The 13,068-nt window shown below is 72.4% G+C and carries 10 protein-coding genes; 4 read left to right on the top strand and 6 right to left on the bottom strand.

The genetic code is table 11. The features are described from left to right. Positions 1–431: 431 nt before the first annotated feature. Positions 432–1,088, top strand: a complete 657-nt coding sequence (locus tag ACZ4YY_RS25780) for a bifunctional DNA primase/polymerase (protein WP_468294632.1) — start codon at positions 432–434, stop codon at positions 1,086–1,088. Positions 1,089–1,188: 100 nt separating this feature from the next. On the opposite strand, the gene ftsY is transcribed toward ACZ4YY_RS25780, so the two are convergent. After that, the gene (gene ftsY / locus ACZ4YY_RS25775) at positions 1,189–2,391 is read right to left on the bottom strand and encodes a signal recognition particle-docking protein FtsY (RefSeq protein ID WP_468294629.1); all 1,203 of its coding nucleotides are present in this window, start codon (positions 2,389–2,391) and stop codon (positions 1,189–1,191) included. 132 nt (positions 2,392–2,523) lie between these two features. On the opposite strand from ftsY, the gene ACZ4YY_RS25770 reads away from it, so the two are divergent. Then, complete coding sequence (locus ACZ4YY_RS25770) at positions 2,524–3,495, top strand: LLM class flavin-dependent oxidoreductase (protein ID WP_468294626.1); 972 nt, start codon at positions 2,524–2,526, stop codon at positions 3,493–3,495. A 463-nt stretch (positions 3,496–3,958) separates the two neighbouring features. Here the strand turns inward: ACZ4YY_RS25770 and ACZ4YY_RS25765 are convergent, their stop codons facing one another. From ACZ4YY_RS25765 to ACZ4YY_RS25750, 4 genes are all read right to left on the bottom strand, one after another. Then, positions 3,959–5,377: a sugar porter family MFS transporter gene (locus ACZ4YY_RS25765; protein ID WP_468294623.1), complete on the bottom strand. Its 1,419-nt coding sequence runs from the start codon at positions 5,375–5,377 to the stop codon at positions 3,959–3,961. A 202-nt stretch (positions 5,378–5,579) separates the two neighbouring features. Further along, complete coding sequence (locus ACZ4YY_RS25760) at positions 5,580–9,320, bottom strand: AAA family ATPase (RefSeq protein WP_468294620.1); 3,741 nt, start codon at positions 9,318–9,320, stop codon at positions 5,580–5,582. 243 nt (positions 9,321–9,563) lie between these two features. Then, complete coding sequence (locus tag ACZ4YY_RS25755; protein WP_058922942.1) at positions 9,564–9,767, bottom strand: hypothetical protein; 204 nt, start codon at positions 9,765–9,767, stop codon at positions 9,564–9,566. Between the two features lie 381 nt (positions 9,768–10,148). Then, positions 10,149–10,430, bottom strand: a complete 282-nt coding sequence (locus tag ACZ4YY_RS25750; RefSeq protein WP_468294617.1) for an acylphosphatase — start codon at positions 10,428–10,430, stop codon at positions 10,149–10,151. A 196-nt stretch (positions 10,431–10,626) separates the two neighbouring features. On the opposite strand from ACZ4YY_RS25750, the gene ACZ4YY_RS25745 reads away from it, so the two are divergent. Together ACZ4YY_RS25745 and ACZ4YY_RS25740 are read left to right on the top strand one after the other, a co-directional pair. Further along, positions 10,627–11,751, top strand: coding sequence for a CAP domain-containing protein (locus ACZ4YY_RS25745; protein WP_468294614.1), 1,125 nt, complete (start codon positions 10,627–10,629; stop codon positions 11,749–11,751). A gap of 80 nt (positions 11,752–11,831) precedes the next feature. Continuing rightward, complete coding sequence (locus ACZ4YY_RS25740) at positions 11,832–12,233, top strand: winged helix-turn-helix transcriptional regulator (protein WP_468294611.1); 402 nt, start codon at positions 11,832–11,834, stop codon at positions 12,231–12,233. Here the strand turns inward: ACZ4YY_RS25740 and mutM are convergent. Next, the gene (mutM, locus tag ACZ4YY_RS25735) at positions 12,206–13,066 is read right to left on the bottom strand and encodes a bifunctional DNA-formamidopyrimidine glycosylase/DNA-(apurinic or apyrimidinic site) lyase (RefSeq protein ID WP_468294609.1); all 861 of its coding nucleotides are present in this window, start codon (positions 13,064–13,066) and stop codon (positions 12,206–12,208) included. The genes ACZ4YY_RS25740 and mutM overlap by 28 nt on opposite strands. Between the last annotated feature and the right edge of the window lie 2 nt (positions 13,067–13,068).

Genomic DNA, 13,068 nt, shown 5'->3' with positions numbered 1-13,068 from the left:
AGACCACTTGTCGCTCGAACTGCGCCCAAGCCTTATCAGAATGCCGGTCAATACGGCTCGCCGTCCGGTGCTTCTCACCCTTCGAACGAAGAGACGACTTGCCTCCGGCATACCCACAGAGGCATGTGCCCCCGGGTCTCGCACACTCAACGTAATCCTACGATCACGCGCCCAGCCATGGCGATCCCTCAAACGCCACCATTCGCCACCCCTTCGAATGAACTCGCGACGGCGGGTACGCGATTCACTTGACATGGGACGACCGGGAACGGGCGGAGCGATGCACGCAGGGGCGCATATGCCTGGCCGCACCACCCGGGACACTTCCGGGCGCCGCCTGAATGCGGTGCCACAGGGAAGGCGTCAGTACGGAGAGTCACGGAATGCGTCCGCTACGTAACCACCGGTGCGTCGGACCCGTTGGAGGGGGCATGGGCTTCACGATCGGCAGCATCCGCGAGATCCGCTCCGGCGCGCGCAGGCGCGGTCGCTCGTCCGAGTGCACCGCCGTCGCCGAGTTCACCGGCCTGTGGGGCTGGGACGTGGTGCCGGGCGCGCGGGCAGCGGCCGGCGCCTGCTCGTGCGGACGCGCGGACTGCCGCGCGCCGGGCGCGCATCCCCTGGACTTCGCGCCGCGGGTACCCGCGGGCGCCACCCTCGACGACGTGAGCAGGACCTGGGCGGAGTTCCCGGGCGCCGCGGTGATGCTGCCGGTGGGGCGCGCGTTCGACGTCGTGGAGGTGGCCGAGCCGGCCGGGCGCCGCGCCCTGGTCCGGCTGGAGCGCATGGGCCTCCCGCTCGGCCCGGTGACGGCCACGCCCGAGGGCCGCGCCCAGTTCCTCGTCGCCCCGGGTGCCGCCGCCGAGCTGACCGGCCTGCTCTACCGCATGGGATGGGACGACCACGCCTCGCTCGACCTGCGCGGTCTGGGGCCGGGTTCGTTCATCACGGCCCCACCGTCGGACCGGGGCGGCCTCGGTCCGGTGCGCTGGCTGCGGCCGCCCGCCCTGGACTCGGCGACCCGGCCCCCGGAGGCCCGGCTGCTGCTCGGCACCCTCGCCTACGTGGCACACCGGTCCTGGGCGTAGGAGACCGGCACAGGCCGACACACGGCGAAGCGCCCGCTCCCACTGCACCTGGGGGCGGGCGCTTCTCGCGTCGTGACCTACGGATGTCCGCAGGTGTGCGTCACGACCCGACAAGGGCGTCGACGAACGCCTCCGGCTCGAACGGCGCGAGGTCGTCGGCGCCCTCGCCGAGTCCGATCAGCTTGACCGGCACGCCCAGCTCGCGCTGGACGGCGACGACGATGCCGCCCTTGGCGGTGCCGTCGAGCTTGGTCAGCACGATGCCGGTGATGTCCACGACCTCGGCGAAGACCCGGGCCTGGACCAGGCCGTTCTGCCCGGTGGTGGCGTCGAGGACGAGCAGCACCTCGTCGAGCGGGGCGTGCTTCTCGACGACGCGCTTGACCTTGCCGAGCTCGTCCATGAGCCCGGTCTTGGTGTGCAGGCGGCCGGCGGTGTCGATGAGGACGACGTCGACCCCCATCTCCTTGCCCTCCTTCACCGCGTCGAAGGCGACGGAGGCGGGGTCCCCGGCCTCCGGGCCGCGCACGGTGTGGGCGCCCACGCGCTCGCCCCAGGTCTGGAGCTGGTCGGCGGCGGCGGCCCGGAAGGTGTCGGCGGCGCCCAGGACGACCGTGCGGCCGTCGGCGACCAGGACGCGGGCGAGCTTGCCGGTGGTGGTGGTCTTGCCGGTGCCGTTGACCCCGACGACCATCACGATGCCGGGCTTGCGGTCCGCGGGCTCGGTCCTCACGGTGCGGTCGACGTCGGTGCCGACCAGCTTGAGCAGCTCCTCGCGCAGCAGGCCGCGGAGCTCCTCGGGGGTGCGGGTGCCGAGGACCTTCACCCGCTCGCGCAGCCGTTCGACCAGCTCCTGGGTGGGCTGGACGCCGACGTCGGCGGTGAGGAGGGTGTCCTCGATCTCCTCCCAGGTGTCCTCGTCGAGGTGCTCGCGCGAGAGCAGCGTGAGCAACCCCTGGCCGAGGGCGTTCTGCGAGCGGGAGAGACGGGCGCGGAGACGGACCAGCCGCCCCGCGGTGGGCTCCGGGATCTCGATCCCGGGAGCCTCGACGGTGGGAGGCTCCTCCACGGCGGTGGGAGCGCCGCCGCCCGGGAGGTCCACCTCCTCGATCGTGCGGCGCGGTTCGTCGCGCGGCGTCTCGGCCTCGTCGCCGACGTGCGGCTCGGCCGGAGGCGCGGTGATGTCGGGCGCGGCGGGGGGCGGCGGGGGCAGCGGCTTCTTGCGCCGGCTGCCGACGATGAGCCCGCCGAGCGCACCGAGCACGACCACGGCGATGACTACAGCAAGGATGACGATGTCCATAACGCGTCCAGTATGCGTGACCCCCTCCCGCCGGGGTCGTCGCCCGCGCGTCCGAACGGGGGCCTCTCCCCGTCTGGCTACCTGACGACACGTCAGATACCGTCCCCTTCCCACACCCGAAGGGGGCCCGCCGTGCCCGTGACCGTCGTCCGTTTCAACCTCGTCGCCCCCGGCGCCTCGCCGGCCGCGCTCGCCGCCCGTTACCGGGCCGCCCTGGAGATGGCCGCCTACGCCGACGAGCACGGGGTCTCCACCGTCCAGACGGAGGAGCACCACGGGGCGGAGAACAACTGGCTGCCGTCGCCGTTCACCTTCGCGGGCGCCGTCCTGGGGGCGACCCGCCGCCTCGCGGTCACGGTCTCGGCGGTGATCGGCCCGCTGCACGACCCGCTGCGGCTGGCGGAGGACATCGCGGTGCTCGACCTGCTCGGCGGCGGCCGTCTGGTCACCGTCGCCGGGATCGGCTACCGGCCGCAGGAGTACGCCCGTGCCGGGGTGGACTGGAAGCGGCGCGGACGGCTCCAGGACGAGCTGCTGGAGACCCTGCTGAAGGCCTGGACGGGCGAGGAGTTCACCTACCGGGGCCGCAGGGTCCGGGTCACCCCGCGCCCGTGCAGCGAGCCGCACCCGCTGCTGCTGGTCGGCGGCTCCTCCGAGGCCGCCGCCCGCCGGGCCGCCCGGCTGGGCCTGCCGTTCTTCCCGAGCGCGCACCTGCCCGAGCTGGAGGCGTACTACAAGGAGCGACTGGTCGAGTACGGCACGGACGGCTGGGTGCTGATGCCGGCCGCCGAGACCCCGCTGCTGCACCTCGCCGAGGACCCCGACCGGGCCTGGGCCGAGTACGGCGGCCACTTCCTGCACGAGGCCCGCACCTACGCCTCCTGGCAGTCATCCGGTGTCCGCTCGGCGGTGCGCTCGACGGCGACGACGGTGGAGGAGCTGCGCGCTGAGGGCGTCTACCGGGTGCTGACCCCGGACGAGTGCGTGGCCCGGGGCCTGGACAGCCTCGTCCTGCACCCCCTGGCGGGCGGGATGCCGCTGGAGGAGGGCTGGCGCAGCCTGCGGCTGTTCGCCGAACGAGTACTGCCGGCACTGACGGGCTGAGCACCAAGGCGGCCGCACGGCGTCGGTTCCGGCAGGCCCTCGCACGAGCGCCGTACGCGGGGACGCGGGCGCCGGGTGCGGCGCCGCACGTCGATGAGCCGCAGCGCCGCACCGGCGCGGGCACCGGCACAGGCAGAGGCCCAGGCGCGCCGGCGAGCGGGGGTGGGCAGGCACCGCGGTACGGGCACAGGCGCCGGCGTCCGGGTACCGCGGCCGATACCGGGAGGGCACACCGGTACCGGCGGCCGAGCCGTCACGCGAGCGGCGTACGCGAAGTCGCGCGCCCGGTCCGGGCGTCGCGCCGAGGAGCGTGGGACACGACCCGCGGGTACACCACCGCCCCGGCGGGGCCGTGGCCGGGCCGGGGCGGTGGACGGTACGAGGAGAAGGGCAGCGGGGACTTGGCCCGTCTCCTCGAGTCGTGGGGCCTGCGGGGAGGCCGCGTGTCGTGGGAGCGGGCGGCTCAGCCCATCTCCTCCAGTGCCTTGCCCTTCGTCTCCGTGACGTACTTGAGGACGAACGGGATGGAGAGCGCGGCGAACACGGTGTAGATCACGTACGTGCCGGAGAGGTTCCACTCGGCCAGCGACGGGAAGCTCGCGGTGATGGCCCAGTTGGCGATCCACTGCGCGGAGGCGGCCACACCCAGGGCGGCGGCACGGATCCTGTTCGGGAACATCTCGCCGAGGAAGACCCAGACGACCACACCCCAGGACAGGGCGAAGAAGAGGACGAACACGTGGGCGGCGATCAGGGCGATCCAGCCCTGGGTGGCCGGGAGCCTGCCGTCGACCAGGTCGTAGGAGAAGGCCCACGCCTCCAGCGCGAGGCCGATCACCATGCCGACGGAGCCGATGAGGGCGAGCGGCTTGCGGCCGACGCGGTCCACGAAGATCATCGCGATCACGGTGCCGACGATGTTGATGATCGACGTCGTGAAGGAGTAGAAGAACGAGTCCGTGGGGTCGACGCCGACCGACTGCCACAGCGTCGAGGAGTAGTAGAACGCGACGTTGATGCCGACGAACTGCTGGAAGACCGACAGGCCGATACCGATCCAGACGATCGGCTTGAAGAAGAAGGAGCCGCCGAGCAGGTCACGGAAGGACGACTTGTCCTCGCTCTTCATGGCGTGCTCGATCTCGGCGACGCGGGCGTCCAGGTCGACGTTCTCGCCCTCGACCTCCTCGAGGATCTCGCGGGCCCGCTCGTGCTTGCCGACGGAGATCAGGAAGCGCGGGGACTCGGGGATGGCGAAGGAGAGCAGACCGTAGAGCACGGCCGGGACGACCATGACGCCGAGCATGACCTGCCAGGCCTCCAGGCCCATGATCTCGCCGCGCTGGTCGCCGTCGGCGGCGTTCAGCAGACCCCAGTTGACCAGCTGCGAGATGGCGATGCCGATGACGATCGCGGCCTGCTGGAAGGAGCCGAGGCGACCGCGGTAGGCGGGCGGGGCGACCTCGGCGATGTAGGCCGGGCCGATGACCGAGGCCATGCCGATGGCGAAGCCGCCGACGACGCGCCAGAAGGCGAGGTCCCACAGCGAGAACGGCAGTGCCGAGCCCACGGCGCTGACCGTGAACAGGACGGCGGCGATCTGCATGACGCGGATGCGGCCGATGCGGTCGGCTATGCGGCCGGCGGTCGCGGCGCCGACGGCACAGCCGATCAGCGCGATGGCGATGACCTGGGCCAGGGCCGCGGAGCCGATGTCGTACCGGTCGCGGATGGCCTCGACGGCGCCGTTGATCACCGAGCTGTCGTAGCCGAAGAGGAAGCCGCCCATGGCGGCCGCCGCCGCGATGAAGATGACGTGCCCGAGATGATCGGGATGAGCCGTCCCGGCTCCTGACTTGGGTGCCTGCGCTGTGCTGGTCACGTTCAACTCCTCGGGCTCGCCGGCAACGCTGCCGGCGTGGGGTCTGCCCTTACAGGTGATACCTGAAGGTAAAAGCAACGTTGCCGAGACTATGTCTTCAAGTCTCGAAGTCAATAGCCCGGTGTTGTGAGCATTTAGCCAACGGGTGAGGGGAATGTGTTCAACTCTTGAACATGAGCAGGAGGTTGCTCCGGGGGCGCGGCTACCGCAGCCGCTGGGAGATGACCTTCGACACACCGTCGCCCTGCATGGAGACGCCGTAGAGCGCGTCGGCGACCTCCATCGTGCGCTTCTGGTGCGTGATCACGATCAGCTGCGAGGACTCCTGCAGTTCCTGCATGATGCGGATCAGCCGCTGCAGGTTGGTGTCGTCGAGGGCGGCCTCGACCTCGTCCATGACGTAGAACGGGCTCGGCCGGGCCTTGAAGATCGACACCAGCATCGCGACGGCGGTCAGCGACCGCTCGCCGCCCGAGAGCAGACTGAGCCGCTTGACCTTCTTGCCCGGCGGCCGGGCCTCGACGTCCACGCCCGTGGTGAGCATGTTGTCGGGGTCGGTCAGCACCAGCCGTCCCTCGCCTCCCGGGAACAGCCGGCCGAACACGCCCTCGAACTCACGGGCGGTGTCGCGGAAGGCCTCGGTGAAGACCTGCTCGACGCGCTCGTCGACCTCCTTCACCACCTGGAGCAGGTCGGCGCGGGTCTTCTTCAGGTCCTCCAGCTGCTCGCTGAGGAACTGGTGACGTTCCTCCAGCGCGGCGAACTCCTCCAGGGCGAGCGGATTCACCTTGCCGAGCTGCTGGTACGCCCGTTCCGCCGCCTTCAGCCGCTTCTCCTGCTCGGCCCGCGCGAAGGGCCGGGGCCGGTTGCGCGGGTGCTCGGGGTCCTCCGGCAGCTGCTCGCCCTCGGCGGGGGGCGAGGGCGGCACCAGCTGGTGCGGTCCGTACTCGGACACCAGCCCCGCCGGTTCGACACCGAGTTCCTCCAACGCCTTCGTCTCCAGCTGCTCGATCCGCAGCCGCTTCTCGGCGCCGAGTACCTCGCCCCGGTGGACTGAATCCGTCAACTTGTCGAGTTCCGCCTTGAGGTCGCGTCCGGCCCCGCGGGCGGCGGCCAGCTCCTGCTCGCGCCGGGCCTTCGCGGCCTCGGCGGCGACGCGTTCCTCCTCCGCCCTCCGCAGCGACACCTCGACGTGCGCGAGGAGCTGCCGCGCGCCGGAGGCGACGGCCTCCGCGACGGCGGCCTCGTGGCGCAGGCGCGCCCGCCGCTGCTCGGCACGCGCGCGTGCCTCGCGTTCCGCCCGCGCCGCCCGGTCCAGCGAGTCGGCCCGTCCGGCGAGCCCCTTGACCCGCTCCTCGTGCGTGCGGACCTGGAGCCGCGCCTCCATCTCGGTCTGCCGGGCGTTGGCCCCGTCCGCGGCGAGCCGGTCCCGCGCCGCGGTGTCCGGTTCCTCCTCGACGGGCATCTCCTCGGCCACGGCCAGCCGCTCCGCCAGTTCCTCGGCCTCCTGGACGGCGTTGTCGAGCGCCTCCTGGGCACGCGCGGCCGCGGCGGCCGACCGCTCGGCCTCCCCGGCGGCCCCCCGCGCCTGCCCGGCGAGCCGCCCGAGCTGCTGGGCGACCGACGACTTCTCCCGCTCGGCGGCCCGCCGGCGCTCCCCCAGTTCCTCGACGAGCGCAGCACACTCCGCGCGCCGCTCCCCCGCCGCCCGCTGCGCCTCGGTCAGCTCCGCGCACCGCACCGCCAGCTCGTCCAGCTCGGCGGCGGCCTCGTCCACGGACGCCTGCACCTCCAGCAGGCTCGGCGCCCCGGCGGACCCCCCGTACGCGAAGTGCGCCCCGAGCAGATCGCCCTCGGCGGTGACGGCGGTGAGCTCGGGCCGCGCGTGCACCAGGTCCTCGGCGTCCTCGAGGGTCCCCACGACGACGATCCCCCGCAGCAGCCGCCGCACGGCCGGCATCAGCTCGACGGGGGCTCGGACCAGGTCGGCGGCACAGGGGTGGGCGCGGTGGGGTGTGTCCACCGACGCGTGGCCGCCGGGCGAGGACGACCCGCTCAGCTCCTCGCCCTCCGGGCGGCCCGACGCCGGCGAATCGGCGCCCCCGGCACGGCCCCCCACCGTCCGCTCCCCCTCACCCGGGCGACCCGACCCGGCCGAACCCGCGTCCCCGGGGCGGCCGCCCGACGTCCGGCCCCCGGCCTCGCCGCCCCCCGGCGTCTCCGGCGTCCCGGCCAGCAGCAGTGCGGCACGGCCCGCGTCCTGTTTGCGCAGGAGGCGGATCGCGTCGGCGGCGGCCGAGGGGGTGGTGACGGCGAGGGCGTCGGCGGCGGCGCCGAAGGCCGCGGCCAGGGCGACCTCGTACCCCGGGGTGATCGTGAGGAGCTCCGCGGCCGGGCCGAGCAGGCCGGTGAGGCGGTCCCGGGCACCGAGCAGCGCGCCCGTGCCGTCCTTGCGGCGCAGCCCGAGTGCCAGGGCCTCGTGCCGGGCCTGGGTCGCGGCGCGCCGGCGCTCGGTGGCCGTGGCCGCCTCACGGGCGGCGTTGAGGGCGGCCTCCGCCTCGGTGAGCTGCCGTTTCGCCGCCTCGTGCTGCGCGGCGAGCCGGGTGTCGTCCACGTCGAGGCCGTCGACCTCGGCCTTCAGGGTCTCGTACTCCTCCTGGGCGCGGACCGCGCGTTCCTGTGCCTCGTCGCGGGCGGCGGCCAGTCGGTCGATCTCGGCCTGGGCCGAGGCAGCACGGGAGCGGGCGGCGTTGACCTGGCCGTGCAGCCGGGCCAGGCCCTCGCGGCGGTCGGCGATCGCGCGGGCCACGTCCTTGAGCCGCCGTTCCTCGACGGCGAGCTCGCGCTCCAGATCGGCGCGGTGGGCGACGGTGTCGTCCAGGGCCCGCCGCGCCGCTTCGAGGGCGGCCTCCAGCTCGGCCTCCTGCTCGCGGACTCGGGCGGCCTCGCGCTCCATGTCCTCGGGGTCACGGCCGCGCCGTTCCTCGGGCGGGGCGGAGGTGGCGCTCTTCACGCGCGCGTCGGCCAGCGAGATCGTGCCGCGTACGCGTTCGGCGAGCTGGGACAGCTCGTACCAGGTCTGCTGGGCGCGCTGGAGCCGGGGCGTGAGCCGGCGGACCTCGTCCTCCAGGTGGCCCTCGCGCTGGAGGGCCTTCCTCAGCTCCTCCTCGGCGGCTTCCTTGCGTTCCTTCAGCGCGGCCTCGTCGGCGACCTCGGCCCGCAGCGCCTCCCGCAGCCGTACGAGGTCGTCGGCGAGGAGCCTCAGCCGGGCGTCACGCAGGTCGGCCTGGATGACCGCGGCCCGGCGCGCGACCGCCGCCTGCCGGCCCAGCGGCTTGAGCTGGCGCCGCAGCTCGTCCGTCAAATCCTGCACGCGCGCGAGGTTGGCCTGCATCGCGTCCAGTTTCCTGAGCGCCTTCTCCTTGCGCCTGCGGTGCTTGAGGACGCCCGCGGCCTCCTCGATGAAGGCGCGCCGGCCCATCGGGTCGGCGTGCAGCACGGAGTCGAGCTGGCCTTGGCCGACGATGACGTGCATCTCCCGGCCGATGCCGGAGTCGCTCAGCAGTTCCTGGATGTCCAGCAGACGACAGGTGTCGCCGTTGATCTGGTACTCGCTGCCGCCGTTGCGGAACATGATCCGCGTGATGGTGACCTCGGCGTACTCGATGGGCAGGGCCCCGTCGGTGTTGTCGATGGTCAGGGACACCTCGGCGCGGCCCAGCGGGGGGCGGCCGGTGGTGCCGGCGAAGATGACGTCCTCCATCTTCCCGCCGCGCAGCGACTTGGCGCCCTGTTCGCCCATGACCCAGCTGAGCGCGTCCACGACGTTGGACTTGCCGGAGCCGTTGGGTCCGACGACGCACGTGATGCCCGGCTCGAAGCGCAGTGTGGTCGCCGAGGCGAACGACTTGAACCCCCGGAGGGTCAGGGCCTTGAGGTGCACGGCGCTGGACTCTACCTCCCGGGGGTGTCTCGCTCCATGAACCCGCGGTTTCACCCATGAACACGCAGGGCACACCATTCGTTGAAGAGACTGAAAGGATGCGCGGGTAAAGAAGGCGGGGGCCCGGGCGGGAAAGAAAGAAGGGACGCCGAAGCGTCCCTTGCAACTCTGACAACTGAGCGGTCCGACGCGGTTGTTGTGTGCCGCCCGACCACTGCGTGCCGTTGTGGAGCGGTGCAGTGATCAGGTGAGCGCAGGCTCCGCCTGGTGTGCGTCGATGCTCTCCATGATCCTGTCGTGAGAAGCGGCAGCCGTCAGGGCGTCGTTCTCGGCCTGGATCCGTACGAGCTCGGATTCCAGGTCCTGGACACGCTGCTGGAGCCGTCGCATCTCGGCGAGGAGTCGCGGGTCGGAGCCGCCGACGTAACCGAGAAGCGCCTTTGCCATGATGGATGGTCCTCCACACTGAGTGACCGACCGAAGCGGTGTGGGTCGTGAGGGATTCGCACCCGCGGTGCTTGGCAGGATCTTGTTCGTGCTGCCGTTCATCCATGCCAAACAGCTAGGTGCGCGGGGTGCTTTCAGCGTCTCACCAAAAAGTTTGACGGTCAACACGATCACGCCCCGTATTGGGGGGCGACCCGTGCGCACGCGGCCGGAAACGGCGGCATCGCGGCATCTGCGGGGCCCTGGGGGCGTGGCGATCATCCTTGCGTGCGGAGCCTGCCACGGCAAGCGGTTCTTGGCAACCACCTGCTCCTTTCTGCTCCGGGCAGGTGCCGGAGGCATGTCCCTCCGCTTGCGAGGGGCTGCTGCGCGCGTCGACCGTCAGCGGATCGCGAAGCCGTCGTAGCCGCCGCGGGGTGTGTCCCATATCTCTGTGACTCCGTCCACGCGCCCGGGCGTGTCGTCACTCTGGAGCCACTCCAGCAGGCCCTCGCACCCCTTGCGGGCCCCCTCGGCCACCACCTGGACGCGGCCGTCGGCCAAATTGAGAGCAAAACCACTCAGGCCGCCGATCTCCAGCGCCTTCGCCCGCGTGAACCAGCGGAAACCCACGCCCTGCACGTGTCCACGCACCCAGGCGACCAGCCGTACATCCTCGCTCATGACTGCAACCTAACCGGGCGGTGTCTCTCGGGGCACTTCCTCCCCGAGCGGCATGAGGTACCGTCCCGACCCAATACATCTCATCGGAAACTCACTCGTTCGAGTGAGTCAGGTTGACCATGAGAAGTCATGCGCCCCGGGCGCGGGTCGACCCGCCGGGACCCCACAGGACCAGTTGGACGAGGAAGGCCAGGACATGGGACGCCATCGACGCTCCGCCACGGGCCGTGCCACCGGGGCCGGCCACACGGACGGCTCGTACGGCGCCGGCCGCACCTTCGGGGACGGGCACCCGGGCGACCGCCCCACGAGGGGCATCGCCCCGTACCTGAACCCCGAGGCGTACGCCGACTCCGTGGCCAGGAGCGAGGAGTACCTGTTCGCCACGGACGACGGCCACGCCCACACCTCCGGCGAGACCGCGGTCCTCTCCGGCCAGGGCTTCTCCCCCGACGGCGGGGCGCGCCGGCCTGGTTCGCGGCGCCGCCGCAAGCGCCGGGCCGTGACGCCCGTCAGAACGGGTCTGCTCGGCGTGTCCGCGGCGGTCGCCCTCGGCACGGTCGCGGTGGCCACCGGCGCGGTGCCCGGCCTGGACAACTACCGGCTCGGCGGAGGCGGTGCCGGCGGCAACAACGTGCAGGCCGCCGACTCGCCGACCAACTCGCCCTCCGAGCAGGGCGGCACCTCCGGCTCCGCCGCGGCCGGCCGCGGCGACGCGCCGACCAGCCGCGACGCCGGCCGCGACCCCCGCCACGGCACGTCACCGTCGGCCACACCCTCCACGGCGTCCCCGTCGGCCTCGGCGTCCACGACGTCGCCGAGCGCGACGCCCACCACCGAGAAGCCGAAGCCTGCCACGACGACGAAGGAGCCCCGGCGGACTCCGGCGAGGACGGCCACGAGGACTCCGGTCAGGACCGAGGCCCCGGTGACCGTCTCGGCCGAGACGCAGGCGGCGGCGGAGGTGCTGAAGCTCGTCAACGAGGAGCGGTCCAGGGTCGGCTGCAGCGCCGTCTCCGCCAACAGCGCGCTGGCGGGTCTCGCCCAGCGGTTCAGCGAGGACATGGCCGCGCGGGGCTTCTTCGACCACACCGACCCCGACGGGGCGACCCCGTGGGACCGGGCCGCCGAGGCCGGCATATCCGACCTCGGGGGCGAGAACATAGCCCGCGGGCAGTCCGACGCCGCGGCGGTGATGGAGGCCTGGATGAACAGCCCCGGCCACCGCGCCAACATACTGAACTGCGACTTCAAGACCCTCGGTGTGGGCGTCCACCTCGGGGCCGGCGGTCCCTGGTGGACCCAGGACTTCGGCTACTGAGCGAACCTCCCCAGGCCAGAGCACTTACCCGTGGTTAGTGCAACCCTCCGGTTAGCGCTTTCTTCGTCTACCCTCTAGGTATGGACGGCATTCAGGAGCACCCGGCGGAGCAGGACCTCCCGTACAACGTGTTCGCCAAGGCCTGCCCCTCGCGCGGCACGCTGGAGCATGTGACGGGACGCTGGGGCGCGCTCACGCTCGGGGCGCTGCACGAGGGCTCCCTGCGGTTCAACGAGCTGCGCCGCCGTGTCGACGGCGTCAGCGAGAAGATGCTGTCCCAGACGCTGCACGCGCTGGAGCGCGACGGCCTGGTGCACCGTGAGGCCCAGCCGACCAACCCGCCGCGCGTGGACTACCAACTGACCCCGCTGGGCCATGAAGTGGCCGAGCGGCTCCTCGGCCTGATCCACCTGGTGGAGGGGCGGATGGACGAGGTCATCGCCGCCCGCGGGCGCTACGACGAGGCGCGCGGCGGCCTCTGACACTTCGGGCAGAAGTAGCTGGACCGGTTCATCCAGGGGCGCCGGCGCATCGGTGTGGCGCAGCGCTTGCAGGGCAGCCCCTCACGCCCGTAGGCGTCCAGGGAGCGGTCGAAGTAGCCCGACTCGCCGTTGACGTTCACGTACAGGCTGTCGAAGCTGGTGCCGCCGACGGCGAGGGCCTCGGTCATCACGTCCCGGACGTGGCCGAGGAGTTCGGCGGTCCGCGGGCGGGTGAGGGTCGCGGTCGGGCGCTCGTAGTGCAGACGGGAACGCCACAGCGCCTCGTCGGCGTAGATGTTGCCGACGCCGCTGATCAGCGACTGGTCGAGCAGGGCCCGTTTGATCGTGGTCCGCTTGCGGCGCAGCGCCCGGTGGAAGGCGTCGTCGTCGAAGAGCGGGTCGAGGGGGTCGCGGGCGATGTGCGCGATGACGTCCGGCAGCCCGTCGGGCGTGGTGTCGTGCAGCGAGAGACCGCCGAAGGTGCGCTGGTCGACGAAGCGCAGCTCGGTGGCCAGCGCGTCGGCGAACCGGACGCGGATGCGCAGGTGCTTCTCGTCAGGCGACCCCTGCGGCTGCACCAGGAGCTGCCCGCTCATCCCGAGATGCGCCAGGACCGCCTGGGGGGTGTCCTCCAACGGCAGCCACAGGTACTTGCCGCGCCGGCTGGGGACGCCCACGCGGTGACCCTTGAGGCGGTGGGTGAAGTCGTCGGCGCCGGCCAGATGCCGGCGGACGGCACGCGGGTGCAGCACCTCGGCCTCGGCGACCGTGCGGTGGGCGACCCACCGCTGGAGTCCCCGGCGGACCACCTCGACCTCGGGCAACTCGGGCATGT

It is taken from the genome of Streptomyces sp. NPDC030143 (assembly GCF_055573695.1).
Note: the sequence above shows the minus strand (reverse complement) of the source record. Positions and strands in the feature narration are given on the sequence as shown.